23 protein-coding genes are annotated in these 23,197 nt (G+C 75.0%); 7 read left to right on the top strand and 16 right to left on the bottom strand.

Going from position 1 to position 23,197, the window contains the following annotated elements; genetic code table 11:
• Positions 1-248 precede the first annotated feature (248 nt).
• Together ACIBPC_RS25770 and ACIBPC_RS25765 are read left to right on the top strand one after the other, a co-directional pair.
• Complete coding sequence (locus ACIBPC_RS25770) at positions 249-446, top strand: hypothetical protein (protein ID WP_362966801.1); 198 nt, start codon at positions 249-251, stop codon at positions 444-446.
• Between the two features lie 752 nt (positions 447-1,198).
• A complete protein-coding gene (locus ACIBPC_RS25765; RefSeq protein ID WP_362966803.1) occupies positions 1,199-1,795 on the top strand; it encodes a hypothetical protein in 597 nt (198 codons plus the stop codon).
• A 313-nt stretch (positions 1,796-2,108) separates the two neighbouring features.
• Here the strand turns inward: ACIBPC_RS25765 and ACIBPC_RS25760 are convergent, their stop codons facing one another.
• Together ACIBPC_RS25760 and ACIBPC_RS25755 are read right to left on the bottom strand one after the other, a co-directional pair.
• Positions 2,109-2,699 carry a lytic polysaccharide monooxygenase auxiliary activity family 9 protein gene (locus ACIBPC_RS25760; protein ID WP_362966805.1) on the bottom strand — a complete coding sequence of 197 codons (591 nt, stop codon included), beginning with the start codon at positions 2,697-2,699 and terminating at the stop codon, positions 2,109-2,111.
• Positions 2,700-2,880: 181 nt separating this feature from the next.
• Positions 2,881-4,494, bottom strand: a complete 1,614-nt coding sequence (locus ACIBPC_RS25755; RefSeq protein WP_398847893.1) for a phytoene desaturase family protein — start codon at positions 4,492-4,494, stop codon at positions 2,881-2,883.
• Between the two features lie 137 nt (positions 4,495-4,631).
• Here ACIBPC_RS25755 and ACIBPC_RS25750 point away from each other — a divergent pair, with 137 nt between their 5' ends.
• The 3 genes from ACIBPC_RS25750 to ACIBPC_RS25740 all read left to right on the top strand — a co-directional run bounded on the left by ACIBPC_RS25750 (position 4,632) and on the right by ACIBPC_RS25740 (position 8,108).
• A complete protein-coding gene (locus tag ACIBPC_RS25750; RefSeq protein ID WP_362966809.1) occupies positions 4,632-5,240 on the top strand; it encodes a DUF1349 domain-containing protein in 609 nt (202 codons plus the stop codon).
• Between the two features lie 76 nt (positions 5,241-5,316).
• Positions 5,317-7,131: an ABC transporter ATP-binding protein gene (locus ACIBPC_RS25745; protein ID WP_398848056.1), complete on the top strand. Its 1,815-nt coding sequence runs from the start codon at positions 5,317-5,319 to the stop codon at positions 7,129-7,131.
• A 104-nt stretch (positions 7,132-7,235) separates the two neighbouring features.
• Positions 7,236-8,108 carry an alpha/beta fold hydrolase gene (locus ACIBPC_RS25740; protein WP_398847891.1) on the top strand — a complete coding sequence of 291 codons (873 nt, stop codon included), beginning with the start codon at positions 7,236-7,238 and terminating at the stop codon, positions 8,106-8,108.
• 10 nt (positions 8,109-8,118) lie between these two features.
• On the opposite strand, the gene ACIBPC_RS25735 is transcribed toward ACIBPC_RS25740, so the two are convergent.
• The 6 genes from ACIBPC_RS25735 to ACIBPC_RS25710 form a co-directional block, all read right to left on the bottom strand.
• Complete coding sequence (locus tag ACIBPC_RS25735) at positions 8,119-8,760, bottom strand: TetR/AcrR family transcriptional regulator (RefSeq protein WP_398847889.1); 642 nt, start codon at positions 8,758-8,760, stop codon at positions 8,119-8,121.
• Positions 8,761-8,825: 65 nt separating this feature from the next.
• Complete coding sequence (locus ACIBPC_RS25730; RefSeq protein WP_362966815.1) at positions 8,826-9,272, bottom strand: NUDIX domain-containing protein; 447 nt, start codon at positions 9,270-9,272, stop codon at positions 8,826-8,828.
• Positions 9,273-9,369: 97 nt separating this feature from the next.
• Positions 9,370-9,732, bottom strand: coding sequence for a VOC family protein (locus ACIBPC_RS25725; protein ID WP_362966817.1), 363 nt, complete (start codon positions 9,730-9,732; stop codon positions 9,370-9,372).
• Positions 9,733-9,758: 26 nt separating this feature from the next.
• Positions 9,759-10,394: a methyltransferase domain-containing protein gene (locus tag ACIBPC_RS25720; protein WP_398847887.1), complete on the bottom strand. Its 636-nt coding sequence runs from the start codon at positions 10,392-10,394 to the stop codon at positions 9,759-9,761.
• Between the two features lie 91 nt (positions 10,395-10,485).
• On the bottom strand, positions 10,486-10,914 hold the full coding sequence (locus ACIBPC_RS25715; RefSeq protein ID WP_362966821.1) for a PPOX class F420-dependent oxidoreductase: 429 nt from the start codon (positions 10,912-10,914) through the stop codon (positions 10,486-10,488).
• A 14-nt stretch (positions 10,915-10,928) separates the two neighbouring features.
• Positions 10,929-12,011, bottom strand: coding sequence for a DUF2332 domain-containing protein (locus ACIBPC_RS25710; protein WP_398847885.1), 1,083 nt, complete (start codon positions 12,009-12,011; stop codon positions 10,929-10,931).
• A gap of 144 nt (positions 12,012-12,155) precedes the next feature.
• Here ACIBPC_RS25710 and ACIBPC_RS25705 point away from each other — a divergent pair, with 144 nt between their 5' ends.
• Complete coding sequence (locus ACIBPC_RS25705; RefSeq protein WP_398847883.1) at positions 12,156-12,821, top strand: ThuA domain-containing protein; 666 nt, start codon at positions 12,156-12,158, stop codon at positions 12,819-12,821.
• Positions 12,822-12,825: 4 nt separating this feature from the next.
• Positions 12,826-13,350: an O-acetyl-ADP-ribose deacetylase gene (locus tag ACIBPC_RS25700; protein WP_398847881.1), complete on the top strand. Its 525-nt coding sequence runs from the start codon at positions 12,826-12,828 to the stop codon at positions 13,348-13,350.
• Positions 13,351-13,379: 29 nt separating this feature from the next.
• Here the strand turns inward: ACIBPC_RS25700 and ACIBPC_RS25695 are convergent, their stop codons facing one another.
• The 8 genes from ACIBPC_RS25695 to ACIBPC_RS25660 form a co-directional block, all read right to left on the bottom strand.
• Positions 13,380-14,444 (bottom strand): questin oxidase family protein, encoded by a 1,065-nt coding sequence (locus tag ACIBPC_RS25695; RefSeq protein ID WP_398847879.1) that lies wholly within the window; start codon positions 14,442-14,444, stop codon positions 13,380-13,382.
• A 166-nt stretch (positions 14,445-14,610) separates the two neighbouring features.
• Complete coding sequence (gene argG / locus ACIBPC_RS25690) at positions 14,611-16,059, bottom strand: argininosuccinate synthase (RefSeq protein WP_362966831.1); 1,449 nt, start codon at positions 16,057-16,059, stop codon at positions 14,611-14,613.
• 66 nt (positions 16,060-16,125) lie between these two features.
• Entirely contained in the window at positions 16,126-16,689 is a 564-nt protein-coding gene (locus tag ACIBPC_RS25685) for a TIGR03086 family metal-binding protein (RefSeq protein ID WP_398847877.1), read from the bottom strand.
• Between the two features lie 29 nt (positions 16,690-16,718).
• Positions 16,719-17,348 carry a lactate utilization protein C gene (locus tag ACIBPC_RS25680; RefSeq protein ID WP_398847875.1) on the bottom strand — a complete coding sequence of 210 codons (630 nt, stop codon included), beginning with the start codon at positions 17,346-17,348 and terminating at the stop codon, positions 16,719-16,721.
• Positions 17,345-18,823: a lactate utilization protein B gene (locus ACIBPC_RS25675; RefSeq protein ID WP_398847874.1), complete on the bottom strand. Its 1,479-nt coding sequence runs from the start codon at positions 18,821-18,823 to the stop codon at positions 17,345-17,347. The genes ACIBPC_RS25680 and ACIBPC_RS25675 overlap by 4 nt, the downstream gene beginning before the upstream one ends.
• Positions 18,820-19,572 (bottom strand): (Fe-S)-binding protein, encoded by a 753-nt coding sequence (locus tag ACIBPC_RS25670; protein ID WP_398847872.1) that lies wholly within the window; start codon positions 19,570-19,572, stop codon positions 18,820-18,822. The genes ACIBPC_RS25675 and ACIBPC_RS25670 overlap by 4 nt, the downstream gene beginning before the upstream one ends.
• A gap of 2 nt (positions 19,573-19,574) precedes the next feature.
• The gene (locus ACIBPC_RS25665) at positions 19,575-21,083 is read right to left on the bottom strand and encodes a rhamnulokinase family protein (RefSeq protein WP_398847870.1); all 1,509 of its coding nucleotides are present in this window, start codon (positions 21,081-21,083) and stop codon (positions 19,575-19,577) included.
• Positions 21,084-21,134: 51 nt separating this feature from the next.
• Positions 21,135-23,195, bottom strand: a complete 2,061-nt coding sequence (locus ACIBPC_RS25660; protein WP_398847868.1) for a bifunctional aldolase/short-chain dehydrogenase — start codon at positions 23,193-23,195, stop codon at positions 21,135-21,137.
• Positions 23,196-23,197 lie beyond the last annotated feature (2 nt).

Below are 23,197 nucleotides of genomic sequence, written 5' to 3'. Positions count from 1 at the left end.
CGGTGTCCCCGACGCGCTCCTGTACCGGCCGCGTTCACCTCGTGGAGGGGAAAGGGCGACAGGGGCGGCGCTCCGGCCTGGTGCTTTCGAAAAGGGGATGCGCGAAGTGTTGACGGCGCCCGGGGCGACTCCCACTATGAGTTGCGTCACTCCGAGTGGGAGCGCTCCCATACGGTGTGCCGGACCGGGGCCTGCCCCGCCCGGCGCGCTCGGCGCTCCCGCCCGGCAGCATCGAGAAGGGCCGCACCATGTCACCCCCCGCAGGCAGTTCGGCCGTGCGCCGGTTCTCCCGGCGCGCCGGTCCGCCGTCCGGCCAGGACGGCCCCGTCCGGAGCGACCCCCCGCCGCCCGAGCGCGGCGACCACCGGCTCCGGCTGCTCCAGCGCATCCGCGAGGCCAACCGCCGCAGCGCCTTCAACCGGCGCAGCCGGGGCGCGGACCTGTGACCGGCCGCCCCGCCCCGCCACCGGGCGCGCCGCGCGGAGGCTGACCCCGACCCCCGCCGCCCGCCATGGTGCCGGCCGCTCCGGACCCCCTGCGGGAGGGGGTGTCCGGCGGGCGGGGGGTGCCGCGCCGTACCGACGCTGCCGGGGACGAGCAGCGCGGACGGCCCCCGTCCCGGATGGCTCGTCGACGGGTTCCGATGCCATCCGGGGCGGGTTCTCCGCCACTGACTGCCGCCGTCGGGTGGGAGCGCTCCCAACCCGACCGCCACGCACCGAAGGGGTGCGTGGCGGTCACCACCCGGCGGCGGTGCGCCTCCCCGGCGCCCGCCGTATCGAGAAGGGCTCCCATGCGCTGTCCACGTGAAGCGCCCGGCGCGCGACGCCGCCGGGCCGCCGTGCCCCCACTCCCGGGCGCCACCGGCCGAACGGACATGCGGGCCGGGGGAGTCCGCGGCCGTCCGGACCGCGTGTCCGCCGCGGTCCGGCGCCCGGGACCGGTGACGCCTCCGCCCCTCGCGGGTGACGCCGCCGCCGTTCCGCCCCGTGCGCCCTGGGCCGGGCGGCGACGCGCCGCTACGCTCGGCCGTCCCGGCGGCCCCGAGGCACCGCGCCGGAGTCCGTACCGCTTCCCCGCCGACTCCCCGCGCCGCGCCCGATCCGGCTCCCGCCGCTCCACGGCGCCGCCGCCGTACGTCCCCCGGCCGACAGCAGGCCCTCCCCACCGCACCCATCGCACAGATTCAGGAGCGACCATGGCCGTCCCCGAGCCCATCCTGACCGGCGAGTCCCGGCAGGCCGTCCTGCCCGCGCCGCCGCAGGCCGCCACGATCCCCGCCGCCGCGCTCAAGGTCCTCGCCGTCTTACGGATCGCGACCGGCGTCATCTTCCTGTGGACCTTCTTCGACAAGTGGCTGGGCCTCAGCTACGCCACGCCGTCCGAGCGCGCCTGGCTCAGCGGCGGTTCCCCGGCGGGCGGCTACCTCGCCGGCGTCTCGGTCGGCCCGCTGGAGTCCACCTACCACTCCTGGGCGGGCGTCGCCGTCATCGACTGGCTGTACATGGCGGGCATGCTGGGCGTCGGCATCGCCCTCGTCGCCGGGATCGGCCTGCGTGTCACGGCGGTCGCGGGCCCGCTGATGATGCTCTTCCTGTGGCTCGGCGAGTTCCCGCCCGCGAGGCACCTGTCGGACGGCTCGCCGAGCATGTCCACCAACCCGCTGGTCGACCAGCATGTCGTCTACGCGGCGGTGATGGTGATAGCGGCCGCCTGCTCCGCGGGGCGCGTCTGGGGTCTCGGCGCGGCCTGGGAGCGCCTCGCCCTGGTCCGCCGCCACCCCTGGCTCCGCTGAGGCCTGTCCCGTAACCCCCGCCAGGCGCGCGACGCCGGCCACGGCACCTCGCCGCGTCGCCGAATTGCCCAAGTACGCCCAGTACGAGGGCCATCCGGCGCCTTGCGACGCACCGCGTCCGACGCCGCGCGCTGATCTGGCGGGGGTTGCGGAGCAGCCCTCAGTCCGCACGGCGCGCACCCATGCGGCGGGTGCGCGGGGAGAGGACGACAGCCTTCCCGCGCACCCGCGTTCCACGTCGCACGCCCGGCGGACCCGGCCCGGCCGGAGGCGCTCGGCCTCCCGGCCGGGCCGGTCATGTCCGCGCGAGCGGTCAGAACTGCACGTCGGAGCAGGAGTAGAACGCGTTGCCCGTGTCCGCGACGTTCCAGACGGCGAGGATCACGTGGCGGCCCGAGCGGCTGGGCAGCGTGCCCGCGTGGCTCTCGGTCTGGCCGGGCTGCCTGCCGTTCAGCGGGACGGTCAGGAACGGCGTGGTGTCCAGCTGGGCCCGGGTGAGCGGCTGGTTGGGGTTCCACCCGCTGCGGGTGATGTAGTAGCGGAAGTCGGTCGTCGAGTGGCGGGCCGTGAAGGTCCAGTTGAACGTGAACCGCTGGCCGCTGCTGACGCGCGTGGTGGGCCAGGACCCGTTGCGCGGGTTGTCGAGCTGGGAGAAGCGGGAGTTGCCGCCCGCGCAGAGGGTGCCGTCGGCCGGTCCCGCCTGCGGGAAGCCCTTCGGGCCCTCGACGCTCTGCGGCTCCCAGACGATCTCGCCGCAGCCGGTGACCGTGCCCTGGGCACAGAGGAGCTGGCGGCTCGTCGGGCTGGTCGTGTAGCCGTGCGCCTGGGCGCTGCCGCCGGTGCCCAGCACCATGGTCATGGCCATGCCAACACCGGCCACTGCGGTGGTGATCCTTTTACGCATGATTGGCTCCCGGAGGTCCGTGGGGGGTGAGCGCTCGGGTCGGGTCGTGCGGTCTAGACCAAGTCTGACGGTACTGGCCCTCTTTGGTCATGTCCAGACCAATGGGGGGCCGGTGTCGGCGCGCCCGCGCGCGGTACGCCGCGCCTGTCCCACAGCGCTCAACAGCCCCTGAAAGCCCCGGTCAGCGGCCCAGCGCGGCCATCGCGGCGTTGTGCCCGCCGATGCCGCTCACCCCTCCGCCGCGCACCGCGCCCGCCCCGCACAGGAGCACGTTCGCGTGCCCGCCCGACACCCCCCAGCGGGCCGCCGCGTCCTCCGCCGCCCCGTCCTCCCCGGCACCGGCCGGGTCCCGCCAGGGGAACGCCAGGTCGCCGTGGAAGATGTGCCCGCCGGGCAGCCGCAGCTCCCGTTCGAGGTCCAGTGGCGTCCTCGCCTCGACGCACGGCCGTCCGTCCGCGTCCCGCGCGAGGCAGCCGGCGATCGGCTCGGCCAGGTGGGCGTCCAGCGCGGCCAGAGTGTCGGCCAGCAGCCGGTCGCGCACCGCCGCCCCTTCCCCGGCGGAGTCCCCGGCGAACAGCCGCGCGGGCGTGTGCAGTCCGAAGAGCGTGAGCGTCTGCCAGCCGCGCGCCGCCAGCGCGGGGGAGAGGATCGTCGGGTCGCTCAGCGAGTGGCAGTACACCTCGCCGGGCGGGACGCGCGGCAGCGTCCCTCCGGCCGCCTCGCGGTACGCGTCCTCCAGCTGCCCGTACCCCTCCGCGATGTGGAACGTCCCGGCGAACGCCTCCCGGGGATCCGCGTGCGGGTCCCGGAGCGCGGGCAGCCGCTCCAGCAGCATGTTCACCTTGAACTGGGCGCCCTCCGCCACCGGCGGCGCCGGGCGTCCCAGCAGCGCGGCCAGTTCGCGCGGCGACGCGTTCACCAGCACCTTCGCCGCCCCCACCCGGCCCTCGCGCCGCCCGTCGTGGAAGGTCACCTCGGCCGCCGCGCCGTCCGCCGCGACCGCCGTCACCTCGTGCCCCGTGACGATCTCCGCCCCGGCCGCGCGCGCCGCCGCCGCGAGCGCGTCGGTGATCGCGCCCATCCCGCCCACCGGAACGTCCCAGTCCCCGGTGCCCTGCCCGATCACGTGGTAGAGGAAGCAGCGGTTCTGCAGCAGCGACGGATCGTGCGCGTGCGTGAACGTGCCGATCAGCGCGTCCGTGAACACCACGCCGCGCACCAGGTCGTCCGCGAACGCCGCCTCCACCGCCTCGCCCAGCGGCCGTTCGCACAGCGCCTCCCACGCCTCCCCGTCGCCCACCCGCGCCCGCAGCTCCTCCCGCGTCGGCAGCGGCTCCGTCAGCGTCGGGAACACGCGCTCGGCCACCCGGGCCGTCATCGCGTAGAACCGCAGCCAGGCCTCGTACTCACGGTCGGAACCCGTCAGCCGGGCGAACGACTCCCGCGTCCGCGCCTCGCCGCCCCCGACCATCAGCCCCGTCGGCCTCCCGCCCCGCACCGCCGGGGTGTACGAGGCGACGCCCCGCTTGCGCAGCGTGATCCGCAGCCCGAGGTCCCGCACGATCCGCTGCGGCAACAGGCTCACCAGGTACGAGTAGCGCGACAGCCGCGCGGCCACGCCGCGGAACGGCTCCTCCGACACCGCCGCCCCGCCCGTGCGCCCCAGCCGTTCGAGCACCAGCGTCCGCCGCCCCGCCCCCGCCAGATAGGCGGCGGCCACCAGGCCGTTGTGACCTCCGCCGACGATCACGGCGTCGTACGCGGACAGGGCGGGAGATCCGGTCGCAGCAGGCATGGCCCTTGGTAGCACGCCCCCGCGGCCCCCGGCCAGTGTCACGGCCGCCCTCCGGCGCCGCCCCCTGGCCGACCCTCCCTTCTCCCGCTAAGGTCCGGCGTCAACCGACGCTCGCCGTCCGGGACGGAGGACCACCGATGGACGACCCGCTGACACTGCCCGTGATGCCCGGGCCCCTGCGCCCCCTGGGCAGCCCGGTCGAGGCGCAGGCGACCGGCCCGGCCGCCCTCGCCCTGGCCGCCGGTCCGCGCACCGACCTCTTCGCCGACCCGGGCGGCCCCGGCCGGTTCAGCGACGCGCCCGCGCTCCTCGCCACCCCGCACGCCGGGGACTTCGTCCTCAGCGCCCGCGTACGCGCCGGCCTGTCCGCCACCTACGACGCGGGCGCGCTCCTCCTGTACGCCGCCCCAGGCTCCTGGGCCAAGCTCGCCCTCGAACTGTCCCCCCAGGGCAGGCCCACCGTCGTCACGGTCGTCACCCGCGGCGTCTCCGACGACGCCAACGCGTTCCCCGTCGAGAGCGGCGACATCTGGCTGCGCGCGGCCCGCGTCGGCGGGGCGTACGCCTTCCACGCCTCCACGGACGGCCGGTTCTGGCACCTCGTGCGCTGGTTCGCGCTCCCCTCCGACACGCCGCCGGAGGCCGGGTTCCTCGCCCAGTCGCCGACGGGCGAGGGCCTTCCCGTCCGCTTCGAGGAGATCGCGTACGCCCGGCGCACGCTCGCCGACCCGCGCGACGGCACCTGACCAGCCGTTCGGCGACGTAGGCTGGAAGGCTGTCAGCCCGAACGCGTCCCCGAAGGAGCCCATGCCGCACGACACCATGGCCAGGGCGGCCCAGGCCGGGATCCAGGCCACCCCGGTCCCGCCGGTCCCGCCGGCACAGATCCGCCGCGTCCTCCGCCTCTTCCGCCCCTACCGGGGCCGTCTCCTCCTCGTCGCCCTGCTGGTCGGGGCCTCCTCGCTCGTCGCCGTCGCCTCCCCGTTCCTCCTGCGCGAGATCATCGACACCGCGCTGCCGGAACGCCGCACCGGCCTCCTCGCCCTCCTCGCGCTCGGCATGATCGTCACGGCCGTGACCAGCAGCGTCTTCGGCGTCCTCCAGACCCTGGTCTCCACGACGGTCGGCCAGCACGTCATGCACGACCTGCGGACCGCCGTCTACGGCAAGCTCCAGCAGATGCCGCTCGCGTTCTTCACGCGCACCCGCACCGGCGAGGTGCAGTCCCGCATCGCGAACGACATCGGTGGCATGCAGGCCACGGTGACGTCCACCGCGACGTCCCTCGTCTCCAACGTCACCGCCGTCACGGCCACCGTCGTCGCCATGCTGGCCCTCGACTGGCGCCTGACCCTCGTCTCGCTCGCCCTCCTGCCCGGCTTCGTCTGGATCGCCCGCCGGGTCGGCCGGGAGCGCAAGCGCATCACCACCCAGCGGCAGAAGCAGATGGCCGTCATGGCGGCGATGGTCACCGAGTCGCTGTCCGTCAGCGGCATCCTCCTGGGCCGCACGATGGGCCGCGCCGACGCGCTGACGAGGGAGTTCTCCGGCGAGTCGGAGCGGCTGGTCGGCCTTGAGGTGCGCGCCAGCATGGCCGGGCGCTGGCGCATGGCCACCATCGGCATGATCATGGCCGCGATCCCCGCCCTGCTCTACTGGTCGGCGGGCGCGATGCTCGCCCTCGGCAACACCCCGCCGTCCATCGGCACGCTCGTCGCCTTCGTCAGCCTCCAGCAGGGCCTGCTGCGCCCGGCCGTCTCCCTGCTGTCCACCGGCGTGGACATCCAGGCGTCCCTCGCCCTCTTCCAGCGCATCTTCGAATACCTCGACCTGCGGGTGGACATCACCGAGCGCCCCGACCCGGTCGCCATCGAACGGGCGCGCGGCGAACTGCGCTTCGAGCAGGTCTCCTTCGCCTACGACCCCGCCGCCCCGCGCACGCTCGACGGCATCGACCTGACCGTCCCCGCGGGCGGCTCGCTCGCCGTGGTCGGCCCGACGGGCGCGGGCAAGAGCACGCTCGGCTACCTCGTCCCGCGGCTCTACGACGTCACGGCGGGCCGCGTGACCCTCGACGGCGTGGACGTGCGCGACCTCGACTTCGCCTCGCTCGCCCGCGCGGTCGGCGTCGTCTCGCAGGAGACGTACCTCTTCCACGCCACCGTCGCCGACAACCTGCGCTTCGCCCGCCCGGACGCGACCCGCGAGGAGATCGAGGCCGCCGCGCGCGCCGCGCAGATCCACGACCACATCGCCGCCCTGCCCGACGGCTACGACACGGTCGTCGGCGAACGCGGCTACCGGTTCTCCGGCGGCGAGAAGCAGCGCCTCGCCATCGCGCGGACGATCCTGCGCGACCCGCCCGTCCTCGTGCTCGACGAGGCGACCAGCGCGCTCGACACCCGTACGGAACAGGCCGTCCAGCGGGCGATCGACACGCTGTCGGCCGGGCGTACGACCCTCACCATCGCCCACCGGCTGTCCACCGTCCGCGACGCCGACCAGATCGTGGTCCTGGAGGCGGGCCGCATCGCGGAGCGCGGCACGCACGACGAACTCCTCGCGCGCGACGGCAGGTACGCCGCCCTGGTCCGCCGCGACAGCGAGACGCGCGCGGCGGCCCCCGTCACCCCCTGATCCCGGCCGGTCCCTCCCGGGCCGGGCCGCCCGCGGCCCTAAAAGTGTGCGAACGGTCGTGCTAATATCTGGGCACTCCGCCGCCGACCCAAGGGATGCCCGCCATGCCCCTCGCCACCCGCCTCGTCCGCGCCGCCGTCGGCGTCACCGGCCGCGTCGCCCCCTCGCTGGCCGCCCGCGCGGTCGTGCCCTTCTTCTCCAGGCCGCTGGCCCGCCTGCCGCTGAGCCGGGACGAGACGGCGGTCCTCGCCCTCGCCGCCCAGGACGTCATCCAGGTCGGCGGCCACCCGGTCACCGTCCACACCTGGGGCGACGGCGCCCGGCCCGTCCTCATGGTCCACGGCTGGAAGTCACGCGCCGCCTGCTTCAGCGCCTTCGTCGCGCCCCTGGTGGCCCGCGGTTTCACCCCCGTCGCCTTCGACGCACCCGGCCACGGCGCGTCCGGCGGCCGTGCCTCGACGATCCTCGACTACGTGCGGGCGGCCGAGCTGCTCCACGCCCGCCACGGCCGGTTCGCCGCCGTCGTCGGCCACTCGGTCGGCGGCCTCGGCGCGTTCCTCGCGCTGCGCGGGCGCGTGACGGCCGACCGGCTCGTCACCGTCTCCACCCCGTCGTCCTTCCCGCACGTCGTCGACAGCTTCTGCGCCATGACGGGCGTGGGCGAGACCGTGAAGCCCGCCCTGCGGCGCACGCTCGAACGCCGCCTCTTCCCCGGCGAGGTCGATCTGTGGAACCGGTTCTCGCCCGTCCACCGCCCCGAACAGCTCCGGCTGCCGGTGCTGGCCGTCCACGACCGGCGCGACCGCGCGGTCCCGTTCGGGGAGGCGGAGCGGCTCGTCGCCGCCTACGCCGACCGCGCCGACCTGTTCGCCACCGACGGCCTCGGCCACCGGCGCATCCTCGCCGACCCCGGCGTCGTCGAGGCCGTCCTGGCCTTCGCGGCCGCGGGCGGCCACGCGCCGGACCTGGCGGCCTGAGCAGTCCGCGTCAGACGCCGTCCAGCACGCCCGGGTCGGCCGCCACCGCCCGCAGCCGGGCGAGGACGGCGACGGCAGCCCGGTCGTAGCCGCCGTCCTCCCCGTGCAGGACCGAGGTCGTGTTCGCCGTCTCCACCAGCGCCGAGACCTCGAACACCAGCTGGTCGAGATCCGTCCCCTCCCGCAGCTCACCGGCGTCCCCCGCCTCGATGAGCACCGTGCGGATGTAGCCGAGCCACTCCGTACGGGCCGCCGCGATCGCCTCCCGCACCCGGCTCTCCCGGCCGCCGAACTCGGCGGAGACGGCAGAGAAGAAGCAGCCGCCGGGGAAGACCCGTCCGCGCGAGTAGTCGAGGTACGCGCGGCACAGCCGCCACACGCGCCCGACTCCCGCAGGCACCTCCTGCGCGGGCAGCGCCACGTGCTGCACGAACACGGCCCGCGCCGCCCGGATCGTGGAGAGCTGCAGCTCCTCCTTCGACCCGAAGAGCGCGAACACCCCGCTCTTGCTCAGCCCGAGGTCCCCGGCGACCCGTCCGATCGACAGCCCTTCCAGACCCTCGACCGAGGCGATGGCCATGGTGCGGCCCAGCACGAGGCGCCGCGTCGCGTCGCCCCGCGCCACCCGCCCGTCGGTCCGTGCACCGGCCACCGCGTGTCTCCCTCCGTCTGCCCGGCCCATCGTACGGGCGGACCGCCGCAGGTGGGCCGCGCGCGTCAGCGCAGCAGCCCGGCCCGCGCGAGGTCGTCGAAGACCGCGTGGTCCACCGGCGCGGTCCGGTCGCGGTCCGCGAGGCGCAGCCAGGCGATCTCCTCGATCTCGCTGCTCGCGGTGAGCGTCCCCTCGTACCGCGCGGTGTAGCAGGCCATGGTGACGAGCGTCCCGTCCGGGTGCCCGTGGGCCGCCGCCGTGTAGGTGCCGACGTGCTCGGCCGTGCCGGGGACGAGCGACACGGTCAGTTCCTCGCGCACCTCGCGCGTCAGCGTCTCGATGTCGCTCTCGCCCGGGTCCCGCTTGCCGCCCGGGATGTAGAAGACGTCCTTGCCGCGCGAACGGGCGCCGAGGATGCGGCCGTCCGACAGGTGCACCCATGCCACGGTGTCGATGACCCGCCGCGCCCGCTCCGCGCCGTCCACACCGTCCGTCACACCCGTCGCGTCCATGCCCCGCACCCTTCCGTCGTCACACCGCCGCGCCGCCGCGCCGTCCGCCCCCGATCATGGCACGGGGGTCCGACACCCGGCCGGGCCCGCCCGTCCGTCAGGGGCGCGGCGCGAAGACGCAGAACTCGTTGCCCTCCGGGTCCGCCAGGATGTCCCACTCGATGCCGCCGCCCCTGCGCCGCACCAGCGTCGCGCCGAGCGACAGCAGGGCGTCCGGGTCGCCGAAGACGTCGAGGTGCATCCGGTTCTTCACGGTCTTCGGCTCCGACACCGGGTTGAACCAGATGAGCGGACCCCTGCCCGCCGGGTCGCGGATGGGTACGGGCCAGTTGCCAGGACGGTCGGCGGCGCCGTCGGCGGGCGGCACCCGCTCGTACCCCATGGCCGCGCACCACCAGTCGGCGAGCGCCTTGTGGTCGAGGGCGTCCAGCGCCAGGTCCTTGAAGCGTGCTGCTGACATGCCGTGAGCTTAAGACGGCGTCCCCCTCAACGCACCGTGACCGCCCCCGGTCCGCCCGGCACGGCGGGCGGACGGCGCGCGGTGCCCAGCACGTGGAACGACGCAGGCGTGCGCCATACGGGGAAGTGGAAGCGCCGTACCTCCGCCAGGGTGAATCCGGCCCGCTCCACCGCCGCGACGGTGTCCCGGCCCGTGTGGCAGCCGCCCGCCAGCCGGGGCCACAGCGTCGCGTCCACGGCGCGCTGCACCGCCCGCATCCCGCGCGACGGCGCCTCGACGTGCTCCAGGAAGTGCAGCGTCCCTCCCGGCCGCAGCACCCGGTACGCGTCCCGCAGCGCCGCCTCCTGGTCGGGCACCGTGCACAGCACCAGGCACGCCACCACGGCGTCGAACGACGCGTCGTCCGCGGGCAGCCGCCCCGCCACCCCCTCGACGACCTCGACCCGCCCCAGACGCCCCCCGGGCCCCCGGCCGCTCTCCACCGCCCGCACCCGTGCCGCCCTGCGCAGCACCGGCTCGGGCTCCACCGCGACCACCCGCGTCACCGCGGGCGGGTAACGCGGGAAGTTGCGCCCGTCGCCCGCCCCGATCTCCACGACCTCGCCCGCCAGCCCGCCCAGCAGCGCGGACCGCCAGGGAGCGAGCCCGCGCCTGTCCAGCATCGGCCCCACCCGGACCCACACCTGCGCGAACCAGGGGTGGCGCACCCGTTCCCCGGCCCCCGTGACGTCGCCCGGCACCTCGCGCGCCGCGTCAGTCCGCGACGTCGGCCAGCGCGACCACCTTGTCCGGCCGCACCCGCACCAGCAGTTCGCCCGGGACGGCATTGCGCGCGCCGTACTCCTCGGCCTTCTCCGGGCCCATGTAACGGGCGGCGATCCTGGTGGCCCACAACAGCATCTCGGGCAGGTCCTCGCTCACCTCGGCCGTGCCCTGCACCACGACGAAGCCGAACGGCGGCCGCTCGTCGTCCACGCAGAGCGCCACCCGCCCGTCCCGCACCAGGTTCCGCCCCTTCACGGTGTCCCCGCCGGTCGTGAACAGCAGATCACCGCCGTCCAGGACGAACCAGACGGGCGCGATGTGCGGCGACCCGTCGGCCCGCACGGTGGACAGTTTCCCCGTCCGCGTACCGTCCGAGAGGAACGCCCGCCACTCGCTGTCCGTCATCCTGTGCGCCATGGGCCCATCCTGCGTCATCCCCGGGCGACCGGCCACCTGGCGGGCACCCCGTGCGGCTGCGCCCTGGCCAGCAGCCGCTCCGGCCCCGCCCCGTCCCGCAGCGCGAGCCAGAACGCCTGCTCGCCGTCCACCGCCCGCGGTTCGAACGACACGTACACGAAGCCCGCCTCCGCCGTCGCCGACCTCCCCAGCCGGTCCAGCTCCCCCCGCACCAGCGCCCACTCCTCCGGGGCCACGTACTGCTGCATCACGGAGTGCCACACCACGGTGAGCGTCCCCGGTTCCAGCTCGACCGCGGACAGGAACTCCGCCGCCCCCGCCGCCTCGACGGTGGCCGGGACCTTCGCCGCTATCGCCAGCGCCCCGTCGAGCCGCCGCATGCGCGCCACCTGGTCCGGCCACACGTACGCCCGCAGCGCGAGCGCCCCGTCGGACGACAGCGGGTCGATGGGCGCCGGGTCGCAGCCGCGCCGTTCCACGATCCGCAGCGCCTGGTGCCGCTCCGCCCCGGCGCGCAGCCAGTCCGGCACCTCGCCCTCCCACACGCCGGTCAGCCGCACGGCCGAGTCGACCGGTCCCCAGGCGAAGTCGTCGGCGGAGTAGCGGAACTGCTCCGCGCGGAGGTTGAGGCCCGCGCTCGACCCCAGCTCGAACAGCCGGATCGGCCGCTGCGCGGTGGGCACGCTGTGCAGGAGCCCGGCGACGAGCAGGTGCGCGCGGCCCACCTCGTTGGTCTGCGGCGGGCGCGTCAGCCAGTCGGCGACCCACTCGGGGTGCGCGGTGACGGCCGCGAGCAGCGCGGGCCACGCCGCGTCCGGGTGCCCGGGGTCGAACTCGCCGCCCGCGCTCGGGAAGTGGGCGGCGACCTCCGGCGCCCGTCCGGTCAGCGCCAGGGAGTTCACGGCGGCCATGAACCGCAGCGGGAGCGCGGCGTCGTGGCCGCTGTCCTCGTACCCCATGACCGCGCCGGCGCACGGCCCGCTGTCGCGCACGTCCTGCGCCACGCGGGCCAACAGCGCCGCGTACAGCGGCGAACCGAGACGGCCGCAGGCGTCGGCCTGCCGGCTGAACACCTGGGCAACGTGTTCACGGGGCATCTGTACTCCTCACTGGCGATGCCCATGATCATGCGGCCCGACGACCGCAGAACGGAAGACCCGGCCGGTGAATATGCCCCGAAGGGAATGCGCGCGCAAGCGTGTTGCCGCCCCCGGGGACACGCCCTCCTACCATGGGTCCCCATGAGCGCACCACACATCGTCGTCTACTCGCGCACCACCGGATACCGCCACGAGTCCATCCCGGCCGGTGTCACCGCCTTCTCCGAACTGGCCGCCGGGCGCGGCATCGACGTCACCGCCACCGAGGACCCCGACGTCCTCGCCGCCCGCATCCCGGGCAGCGCGGCCGTCGTGTTCCTCTCCACGAGCGGCGCCGTCCTCACCGGCGAGGGACGCGACGCGCTGCGCGCCCACCTGGCGGGCGGCGGCGGCTTCGTCGGCGTGCACGCGGCCTCCACCACCGAGTACGACTGGCCCTGGTACGGCGACGACCTCGTCGGCGCGGTCTTCGACGGGCACCCGCCGGTCCAGGAGGGCACGGTCGCGGTCGCCGACCGCGACCACCCGGCGACCGCGCACCTCCCCGGGCGCTGGGAGGTCACCGACGAGTGGTACGACTTCAAGGCCAGCCCGAGCGGGCGCGTACGGGTCCTCGCGAGCGCCGACGAGTCGACGTACTCCGGCGGCCGCATGGGCGCCGACCACCCGCTCGTCTGGTGCCACGAGAACGCGGGCGGCAGGTCGTTCTACACGGCGCTCGGCCACCGCGCCGAGTCGTACGCGGAGCCCGTCTTCCGGCAGCACCTGCTCGGCGGCCTGCTGTGGGCCGCCCGGATCGGGGAGTGACCCCGTGACCGCCCTCACCCGGGTCCTCGGCGACATCACGGAGCAGCGCGTCGACGTCATCGTCAACGCCGCCAACTCCTCCCTGCTGGGCGGCGGCGGCGTGGACGGCGCGATCCACCGGAAGGGCGGCCCCGGCATCCTCGCCGAGTGCCGCGAGCTGCGGGCGGGCCGTTACGGCAAGGGGCTGCCCACCGGCGAGGCCGTCGCCACGACCGCCGGGCGCCTCCCGGCGCGCTGGGTCGTCCACACGGTCGGGCCCGTGCACGCGGCGGGCGAGGACCGCTCGGCGCTCCTCGCGTCGTGCTACCGGTCGTCGCTGCGTGTCGCCCGCGAACTCGGCGCGTCCACCGTCGCGTTCCCCGCCGTCTCCACCGGCGTCTACGGCTGGCCGCTGGACGACGGCGCGCGGATCGCCGTGCGGACGGTGCGGGAGGAGACGGCGGACGGCGCGTTCGAGGAGGTGCGGTTCGTCCTGTTCGACGAACGGGCCTTCGCCGTCTTCGGCGCCGAACTGCCCGAGCGCGGCTGAGCGTTCCCGCGCCCGGCGCCCCCGGCGGCTCAGTCCAGCGGCGCGATCAGCTCGACGGCGCGCAGCCCGGCGCCGTACGCGCGGGCGGCCGTCTCCGGCGCGTACGCCGCCACGTCGAGCGCCGTGTCCACCAGCTTGATGGCGTGCTCGTCCCCGTGCGCGGCGGCCCGGTCGAACAGCTCGTCGGCGCCGGTACGGGCGCCCTCCGCCGGCTCGGGGCGCGGGGCGTCCGGCCGGTACGCGGCGACGACGCCCGCGCTCGCCGTCCACGCCGCCGCCACGCTGACCGGCCACAGCTCCACCGGCAGGTCGGGCAGGACGCGCAGGACGGCGTTCGGTGCGGTCGCGGCGTGCACCAGCATGACCGGGTTGCCGTGGGCGTGGGCGGCGTAGTGGCCGACGGCGTCCCGCACCAGCGCGCGCAGGTGCCCCTCGGCCGCCTCGGGGCCGCCCGTCAGCCCGCCGGGCCAGGCGGGGAGGGCCGTGATCTGGCCGAGGCGGTGGTTGACGCCGCCGCTCGGGTCGGCCACCCGGGGCACCGCGCGCAGCGCCGCGCCCGCGTCGGACGGCGCGGGGAGGGGGGCGACGTCGCGGGGCAGCACCTGGTGCCGGGCGGCCCAGTAGCCCAGGGCGTGCGCCAGTTCGGCGAGGCGCGGCGCGGTCTCCCCGCCCTCGCGCAGCGCGCGGACGGCGTGGCCGACGCGGATCACCGGGTGGGTGGCGCTCGCCGTGATGCCCGGCAGCAGCCGGGGCCACCACTCGGCGAGGACGTTGCGCCAGGGCCGTTCGCCGACGCGCTCGGCGAAGAAGACCGGCCAGTCCGCGAGATGGCGGGCGTCGCCCAGGGCGTCGCGCCAGTTCTCCGCCGTGATGCGGCCGTACGTGCCCGGCAGTTCCTCCAGGCGGTCGCCGTAGTCGTCGAGCCAGCGGTTGACGCGCGCGCCCTGGCCGTGCCGCACCAGGGCCTCGACGGCCATGGGGGCGTGGTTGCTGAGCCAGCCCTCGAACTCGGGCCCTGTCGCGTGCAGCCGTTCCAGCGCCTCGTCCAGCGTGCCGGTGTCACCGTCGCCGTGCGCCGCAGTCGTTTCCCTCATGTCCGGCACGCTATGCGCGCGCCGCGGGGGGCAGGAACGGGCGGCGGACGCAGACCCGCGGCCCGTTGGTCGTAGTCCGCTGGACGCGGGGCCACGGGACCAGGCCCGGGACGCGGAACGGCGGGCGGCGCACGGGGGTTCCGCGCGCCGCCCGCCGTACCGGGCGTCAGTCGTTGCCCAGCTCCATCGCGGCCCGGTCGAGCAGCTGGTCCTCGTCGTCCGTCTCGCCGCGGGAGGCGATGACCTCGGCGCCGCCCTGGGGCATCGCGCCGATCAGGCCCGTGGACGCGGCCTGCGCGGCGCCGACGAGCCCCGCGTGCGTGTTGCCGACGATGCCGAGCGCCGCGTACTGCTCCAGCTTCGCGCGGGAGTCGGCGATGTCGAGGTTGCGCATCGTGAGCTGGCCGATCCGGTCCACCGGGCCGAACGCCGAGTCCTCGGTGCGCTCCATGGACAGCTTGTCCGGGTGGTAGCTGAACGCCGGGCCCGTGGTGTCCATGACCGAGTAGTCCTCGCCGCGCCGCAGCCGCAGCGTCACCTCGCCGGTGACCGCCGCGCCCACCCAGCGCTGGAGGGACTCGCGGATCATCAGCGCCTGCGGGTCGAGCCAGCGGCCCTCGTACATCAGCCGGCCGAGGCGGCGGCCCTCGCTGTGGTACTGGGCGAGCGTGTCCTCGTTGTGGATCGCGTTGACCAGGCGCTCGTACGCGGCGTGCAGCAGCGCCATGCCGGGCGCCTCGTAGATGCCGCGGCTCTTGGCCTCGATCACACGGTTCTCGACCTGGTCGGACATGCCGAGGCCGTGCCGGCCGCCGATCGCGTTGACCTCCATCACGAGGTCCACGGCGGTGGCGAACTCCTTGCCGTTCACCGTGACCGGGCGGCCCTGGTCGAAGCCGATCGTCACGTCCTCGGCCGCGATCTCGACCGCCGGGTCCCAGAACCGGACGCCCATGATCGGCTCGACGGTCTCCACGCCGTTGTCGAGGTGCTCCAGGGTCTTGGCCTCGTGCGTGGCACCCCAGATGTTGGCGTCGGTGGAGTACGCCTTCTCCGTGCTGTCGCGGTAGGGGAGGCCGTGGGCGAGCAGCCACTCCGACATCTCCTTGCGCCCGCCCAGCTCGGCGACGAAGTCCGCGTCGAGCCAGGGCTTGTAGATGCGCAGGTGCGGGTTGGCGAGCAGGCCGTAGCGGTAGAACCGCTCGATGTCGTTGCCCTTGAACGTGGACCCGTCGCCCCAGATCTGCACGTCGTCCTCGAGCATCGCCCGGACGAGCAGGGTGCCGGTGACGGCGCGGCCGAGCGGCGTCGTGTTGAAGTACGCGCGCCCGCCTGAGCGGATGTGGAAGGCACCGCAGGCGAGCGCGGCGAGGCCTTCCTCGACGAGCGCCGCCCGGCAGTCGACGAGGCGCGCGATCTCGGCGCCGTACGACGTCGCGCGGCCGGGGACCGACGCGATGTCGGGCTCGTCGTACTGGCCGATGTCAGCCGTGTAGGTGCACGGGACGGCACCCTTGTCGCGCATCCACGCGACCGCGACAGAGGTGTCGAGGCCGCCGGAGAAGGCGATGCCGACGCGTTCGCCGGTGGGCAGGGAGGTGAGAACCTTGGACACAGAAAGAGTATGCGTCTTCTTGCATGATGATGCAATCCCGGGGTGGGGCGGGAGGCCGGGCCCGGGTCAGGGGCGGCGGCCCATGAGGCCCACGAGCCGGTCCTGGAGCGGCGCGTCCTCCGGCACCGGGACCGGCGGCGCGAAGATCCCCACGCCCTGCCACTGCGGCGCCAGCTCGGCGGCGTGGCCGTACACGAGCGCGACGAGGTCCGGGTCGAGCCGGTCACCGGCGCCGGTGCCCCTGGCGAGGTCCCACGCGTGCACGGTCAGGTCGAGCGTCATCTGGCGCAGGTACTCCTCGGCCGGGATCTCGCCCGCGCTGGTGTGCACGGTCCCCTCCAGCACCCCGGGGCGATCCACCGCCTCGCGCGACCGCGCGACCGCCGCGTCCCAGGCCGCGACCGGGTCGTCGCCCAGCACGTCGCCGTCGAACCGGTCGCCGACCTCCGCGAGCGTCGCGCCGCGCAGCAGCCACGGCGCCCACAGGTGCTCCCCCACGAGGTGGTTCACCAGGTCGCGCACCGACCACTCGGCGCACGGCGTGCCGGACGCCCACTGGCCGGCACCCACCCCGTGCACGCGCGTGCCGAATTCGTCGAGTCCCTGACGGAAGCCGTCGAGCAGTTCCACGGTGCGTTCTCCTCCGGGTCGGTGTGCGATCAGTCGGTCACCAGAACGACCTCAAGCGTACGCGGACCGTGCACCCCCTCCACGCGGTCCAGCTCGATGTCGCTGGTCGCCGAGGGGCCCGAGATCCACGTGAGCGGCCTGGTCGGCACGAGCCGGGGCAGCGCCTGCGGCACCGAGTCCACGACCTGCCCGGGTACGCGCACGACGCAGACGTGGTGGTCCGGCATCAGCGAGATCCGCCGCCTGCCCTGGCCCGCCGAGCCGTCGAGCACGAGCGTGCCCGTCTCGGCCACGGCCACGGCGCAGCCCGTCACCACGCTGTCCACGGCGTCCAGTTCGCCCGGCGTCGCGTCCGGCACCCGCCGCACGCCCTCCGCCGCCCGCAGCCACTCCTCCGGCAGGCCCTCGGGGACGACCACGCTGCGGCTCCCGCGCGCGGCCAGCAGCCGGCCGATCAGCTCCGGGAGGCCCGCCGCGTCGGTGCGGTGCACCACGGCGCGGTAGTCCGCCAGGTTCTCCGCCAGCGTCTCCACGGCGTCGGCGGGGGAATGGGTGCGCAGGTAGTCGCGCACCACCGGCACGTCGTCCGGCGCCTCGTCGCGCGGCACGTCCGCCAGCGCCCGCCGCACCCGTCCGAGGATCGCTTCCCTGCTGCTCATCGCGTCACCTTCCCGCCGCGTTCACGCTGCCACCAGTCGCGGAACGACTCCGCGGGCACCGCGGGCACCTCGCGGCTCGCCGTCCAGGCCCGCCCGGGGCCGGGCAGCCGCCGCGGATGGAACCGCCGCGTCCGCGCCGCGAGCAACTGCCCCGCCCGCAGCGCCGTCCGCGGATGGTCGAGCGCCCAGCGGGCGGCCCGCATGGCTGCGCGTTCGGCCGCGTGCCCCTTCGCGGGCCGGATGCGCGTCCGCACGCCGCGCACCGTCGCCTCCCCGCCCTGCACGACGCGCTCCCGCAGGTGCACGAGCACCTCGGGGATGTCGATCGCCACCGGGCACACCTCGTAGCACGCCCCGCACAACGACGACGCGTACGGCAGCGACGCGTCCAGCTCGCTGCCGACGCCCCGCAGCTGCGGCGTCAGGATCGCGCCGATCGGCCCGGGATACGCCGAGCCGTACGCGTGCCCGCCCGCGCGCTCGTACACCGGGCAGACGTTGAGGCACGCCGAGCAGCGGATGCAGCGCAGCGCCTGGCGGCCCACGGTGTCCGCCAGCGTGTCGCTGCGCCCGTTGTCCAGCAGCACGAGGTGGAACGTCCGCGGCCCGTCGCCGTCCGTGGTGCCGGTCCACATGGACGTGTACGGGTTCATCCGCTCGGCGGTGGAGGAGCGCGGCAGCAGCTGCAGGAACACCTCCAGGTCCTGCCAGGTCGGCACGATCTTCTCGATCCCGACGACCGAGATCAGCGTCTCGGGCAGCGTCAGGCACATCCGCCCGTTGCCCTCGGACTCGACCACCACGAGCGTGCCCGTCTCGGCGACCATGAAGTTCGCGCCCGAGACGCCCACCTTGGCGCGCAGGAACTTCTCCCGCAGGTGCAGCCGCGCCGCCTCGGCGAGGACCCCCGGCTCCTCGGTCAGCCCCTCGGGCGCGGGGCGGCCCCAGTCGGCCATCCGCTCCCGGAAGATGTCGCGGATCTCGTCCCGGTTGCGGTGGATCGCCGGGACGAGGATGTGGGACGGCAGGTCGTCGCCGAGCTGCACGATCAGCTCGGCGAGGTCCGTCTCGTACGCGCGGATGCCCGCCGCCTCCAGCGCGGCGTTGAGGCCGATCTCCTGCGTGGCCATCGACTTGACCTTGACGACCTCGGTCTCGCCCGTGGCGCGGACCAGGGAGGTCACGATGCGGTTGGCCTCGCGCGCGTCGGCGGCCCAGTGGACGGTGCCGCCCGCCGCCGTGACCGCGGCCTCCAGCTGCTCTAGGTAGTGGTCGAGGTGCCGCAGCGTCCGGTCCTTGACGGCGGCTCCGGCGGCGCGCAGCCGCGCCCAGTCGGGCAGTTCGCGCACGGCGGCGGCGCGTTTGTCGCGGATGGTGTGCGTGGCGTGGGTGAGGTTGGCGCGCAGCCGCGTGTTCTTGGTCGAGACCGCGGCCGCCTGGGGGAAGGGGGGCATGCCGAGGTAGGTGCCGCTCACAGGGGTGCCTCCTTGGTGCTGGCGAGGATCTCCGCGATGTGCACGGGGCGGACGGTCGAGCCGAGGCGGGCGAGGGTGCCGCCGATGTGCATCTGGCAGGAGTTGTCCACGGTGCAGACGGCCGACGCGCCGGTGGCGGTGATGTTGCGCGCCTTGTCCGCGCCCATGGCGGCCGACACCGCCTCGTTCTTGACGGCGAACGTGCCGCCGAAGCCGCAGCACTCCTCGGCGCCCGGCAGGTCGACGAGTTCGAGGCCCCCGACCGCGCCGAGCAGCCGCCGCGGCCGGTCGCCGAGGCCCAGCATGCGCAGGCCGTGGCAGGTCGGGTGGTACGTGACGGTGTGCGGGTAGTACGCGCCGACGTCCGTCACGCCCAGCACGTCCACCAGGAACTCGGTCAGTTCGTACGTCCTGGGCACCACCGACTCCGCGATGCGGGTCAGTGTGTCGCCCCGCCCCTCGGCCGCCGCCTTCGCGCCGATGCGCGGGTAGTTGTCCCTGACCATCGCGGCGCAGGAACCGGACGGCGTGATGATGTGGTCGTAGCCCTCGAACGCCCGCTGGAAGCGGTGCACCAGGGGCTCCGTCTCGTGCCGGTACCCGGTGTTGAACTGGGGCTGGCCGCAGCAGCTCTGCTCCAGCGGGAAATCCACCGTCACGCCCAGCCGTTCCAGCAGCGTGACCACGGCGCGGCCCGTGCGTGGATACAGCGTGTCGTTGACGCATGTGACGAACAGTGCGACGCGCATCCTCAGTCCTTCCCGGCCACGGCGACCCTGGCCGCGGCCCGGTCCCAGGCCGTGCGATCACCCGACGGCTCATGCTGCCGCAGCGTCAGCTCGCCGCGGAGCAGGGCGCGCAGCTCGGCGAGCCCGCCGCGCACCGCTCCCGCCGCGCGCGCCTGCACCAGCACGTTGCCCAGCGCCGCCGCCTCGGCCGGGCCCGCCACCACGGGCAGGCCGCAGGCGTCGGCCGTCAGCTGGCACAGCAGTTCGTTCCTGGCGCCACCGCCCACGATGTGCACCGCCTTCACCTCCAGGCCCGACAACCGCTGCGCGTCCAGCACGGCGGCCCTGTGCGCGAGCGCCAGGGAGTCCAGTAGACATCGGACGACTTCGGCCCGATCACGCGGGGTCGGCTGCCCCGTGCTGCGGCATGCTCCCACGATTCTGTCAGGCATGCCCCCGGGCGCGATAAACATCGGGTCACCCGCGTCCACCACCGACCGCAGCGGCTCCGCCCGCGCCGCGGCGGCGAGCAGCGGCGCGAGCCCCTCGGGCCCGTCCGGCACCGACCACTCCCGCAGGCACTCCTGCAGCAGCCACAGCCCCATGACGTTGCGCAGGAAACGGACGGTACCGTCAACCCCCAGCTCGTTGGTGAAGTTTGCCCGGCGGCTCTCCTCCGTGAGGACCGGCGCGTCCAGCTCCACGCCCGCCAGCGACCACGTGCCGGTGGCGATGTACGCGAACCGCCCGTCGGCCGCCGGGACCGCCGCGACCGCGGAGGCCGTGTCGTGCGACCCCACGGCCGTCACCGGTACCGGCCCGGCCAGCCCCGTCTCCGCGAGCACCCCCGGCAGCAGTTCCCCCGCCGGATCGCCCGGCGCGCGCAGCGGCGGGAAGAGCCCCAGGTCGATGCCGAGCGCGTCCGCGACCGGGCGCGCCCAGTCGCGGGTGCGGGGGTCGACCAGCTGGGTCGTGGAGGCGTTGGTCAGCTCCGTGCCGGCCACTCCCGTCAGCCAGTACGCCATCAGGTCAGGTATCAGCAGCAGGCGTCGCGCCGCCGCGAGCTGCGGGCCCCCCTGCGCCGCCACGAGCTGGTACACCGTGTTGAACGGCAGATGCTGTATGCCCGTCGCCGCGTACAGCTCACGGGGCGGCAGCACGGCGGCCACCCGTTCCGCCGCACCCGCCGTCCGCTCGTCGCGGTAGTGCACCGGATTCCCCAGCAGCGCCCCCGTGCCGTCGAGCAGCCCGTAGTCCACCGCCCAGGAGTCGATCCCTATCCCCGCCGGCCCCCCATCCACCGCGCTGCCCGCCGCGCGCAGGCCGTCCAGCACCCCGCCGTAGAGCGCCAGGACGTCCCAGTGCAGCGTCCCGCCCACCCGTACCGGCCGGTTGGGGAAACGGTGCACCTCCCGCAGGGACACGCCCCTGTCCGTCACGGCGCCCAGCATCACGCGCCCGCTGGACGCCCCGAGGTCGACGGCCGCGAACGGACGGCCGGGGGCGGCGTGGACTGCGGGGGATGGGGACACGGTTCACCTCGGGTGCAGACGGGGGAGGGCAGGCGGGGGAGGGGCGGGGCGTCAGCGCAGGAACGCGGCGGCCACCCCGGCGTCGACGGGGATGTGCAGGCCGGTCGTATGGCTCAGCTCACCGCCCGTCAGCGCGAAGACGGCGTTCGCCACGTGCTCGGGCAGCACCTCGCGCTTCAGCAGCGTGCGCTGCGCGTAGTACTCGCCGAGCTTCTCCTCCGGCACCCCGTAGACCGCCGCCCGCCGGGCACCCCACCCGCTGGCGAAGATCCCGGAGCCGCGCACCACACCGTCCGGGTTCACCCCGTTGACGCGGACGCCGTGCGGCCCCAGCTCGGCGGCCAGCAGCCGCACCTGGTGCGCCTGGTCGGCCTTCGCCGCGCCGTACGCGATGTTGTTCGGCCCGGCGAACACGCCGTTCTTGGACGCGATGTACACGATGTCGCCGCCCATGCCCTGCTCCAGCATGACCCTGGCGGCCTCCCTGGACACGAGGAACGAGCCGCGCGCCATGATCGCGTGCTGCAGGTCCCAGTCCTCCGCCGCCGTCTCCAGCAGCGGCTTGGACAGCGAGATGCCCGCGTTGTTGACCACGAGGTCCACCCCGCCGAACGCCAGCAGCGCCGCCGCGAACGCCCGTTCGATCTGCTCCTCCGACGTGACGTCCACCGTGACCGCCACCGCCCTGTCGGGGCCGCCCAGTTCCCCGGCCACCTGCGCCGCGGCGTCACCGTTCAGATCCGCGACCACCACGCACGCGCCCTCGGCCACCAGGCGCCGCGCTATGGCACGCCCGATACCCGAGCCCGCCCCCGTCACCAGCGCGACCCTGGCCGCCAGCGGCTTCGGCGGGGGCATCCGCCGCAGCTTCGCCTCCTCCAGCTCCCAGTACTCGATCCGGAACTTCTCGGACTCCTCGATCGGCGCGTACGACGACACCGCCTCCGCGCCCCGCATGACATTGATCGCGTTCACATAGAACTCGCCCGCCACGCGCGCCGTCTGCTTGTCCCGGCCGAACGAGAACATCCCCACGCCCGGCACCAGCACGATCGCGGGGTCCGCCCCGCGCATCGCGGGCGACCCGGGCACCGCGTGCCGCTCGTAGTACGCCCGGTACTCCGCGCGGTACTCCTCGTGCAGCTCCCGCAGCCGCGCCACCGCCTCCTCCAGCGGCGCGTCCCCCGGCAGATCGAGCACCAGCGGACGGACCTTCGTGCGCAGGAAATGGTCAGGGCAGGACGTGCCGAGCCGCGCCAGCCGCCCGCACTCCTCCCTGGCCAGGAAGTCCAGCACCACATCCGTGTCCGTGAAGTGCCCCACCTGCGGCCGGTCCTGCGACGCCAGCGCCCGTACCACCGGCGCCAGGGCCGCCGCACGTGCACGCCGCTCCTCCACCGGCAGCGGACCGTACCCCGCGCGCACCGGCCCGAACGGCTCGGGCCGCCCCCGTTCCGCGAGGAACGCCTCCGCCGTCCTGATGATGAACAGCGAGTTCGCCTCGCACTCCTCACCGGTGGCGCCCCACGCCGTCACCCCGTGACCGCCCAGGACGCAGCCGATCGCCTCCGGATGCGCACGGCGCACCTCCGCGATGTCGAGCCCCAGCTGGAAGCCCGGCCGCCGCCACGGCACCCACACCACCCGGTCGCCGAAGCACTCCCGCGTCAGCGCCGCACCGTCCGCCGCGCACGCCAGCGCGATCCCCGAGTCCGGGTGCAGATGGTCCACGTGCGCCGCATCGACCAGGCCGTGCATCGCCGTGTCGATCGACGGCGCCGCCCCGCCCCGCCCGTGCAGGCAGTAGTCGAACGCCGCGACCATCGCGTCCTCGTCCGCCTCACCCGGGTACACGTCCCGCAGCGCCCGCAGCCGGTCCAGCCGCAGCGCCGCGAGACCGTCCGCCGTCAGCGTCCCGAGGTCGCCGCCCGACCCCTTCACCCACAGCAGCTCGACCTCGCCGCCCGTCGCCGGATCGGCCGCCACACCCTTGGCCGACGTGTTGCCGCCCGCGTAGTTGGTGTTGCGCGGGTCCGCGCCCAGCCGGTGCGAACGGGCGAGCAGCGCCTCGACCACCGCGTCCTGCCCGCCCCGTCCCGTCGTCGTGGTCATGC

The sequence above is a fragment of the Streptomyces sp. NPDC049879 genome (genome assembly GCF_044461265.1).
Lineage (GTDB): Bacteria > Actinomycetota > Actinomycetes > Streptomycetales > Streptomycetaceae > Streptomyces.
This window is presented reverse-complemented; position numbering and strand designations above follow the sequence as displayed.